Annotated in this window: 1 protein-coding gene; it reads left to right on the top strand. The window is 67.3% G+C overall.

All coding sequences use genetic code 11. The features are described from left to right. Positions 1 to 772 (top strand): transposase (locus tag NA8_RS32225; protein WP_157107048.1); only part of this gene is annotated, 772 nt, incomplete at its 5' end. Between the last annotated feature and the right edge of the window lie 17 nt (positions 773 to 789).

The following is a 789-nucleotide window of genomic DNA, read 5'->3' as shown; positions in this document are numbered from 1 at the left end:
CCAGGGAAAGTCCGATCCGATCGACGCCATCCAGGCGGCGAGGACGGCATTGGCTGAGCACCGGACCGGCACACCGAAACAACGCGACGGCCGCGTCGAAGCGCTGCGCAATCTTCGCGTCGCGCGCCGGTCTGCGGTCGACCAGCGTGCAGACGCTCAACGCCGCATCAAGACGCTGATCGTCACCGCCCCCGACGAGTTACGCCAGCAGTTGCGTGGGCTGGCGGTGAGCGCACTGATCGCCACGTGCGCGGGCTTGGAACCCGACCACACCGACGCCGCAACCCCACTCACCGCCACCAAGATCGCGTTGCGCTGCCTGGCACGGCGTCACCAGCAGCTCTCGACCGAGATCACCGAACTCGACGAACTACTCGCTCCGCTGGTGGCCGCCATCAACCCGAAGCTGGTCGCCGCCCACGGTGTCGGCACCGACACCGCCGGTCAACTGCTGGTCACCGCCGGGCAGAACCACGACCGCATCCGGTCGGAGGCCGCGTTCGCGATGCTCTGCGGCGTCGCTCCGATTCCCGCGTCCTCGGGCAAGACCCACCGGCACCGACTCAACCGCGGCGGCGACCGTCACGCCAACGCCGCGCTCTACCGCGTCGTGCTCTGCCGCCTGCGTTGGGACCCGCGCAGCCGCGCCTACGCCGAACGACGCACCAAAGAAGGCATGTCCAAGAAAGAAATCATCCGCTGTCTCAAACGATACGTCGCCCGCGAGCTCTACCAGCTCATCACCACAGACAGCCCTCAACCCGCTCCTTGACATCCATAGGAGCATCC

This window comes from Nocardia arthritidis NBRC 100137, assembly GCF_001612765.1.
Classification (GTDB): Bacteria; Actinomycetota; Actinomycetes; order Mycobacteriales; family Mycobacteriaceae; genus Nocardia; species Nocardia arthritidis.
This window is presented reverse-complemented; position numbering and strand designations above follow the sequence as displayed.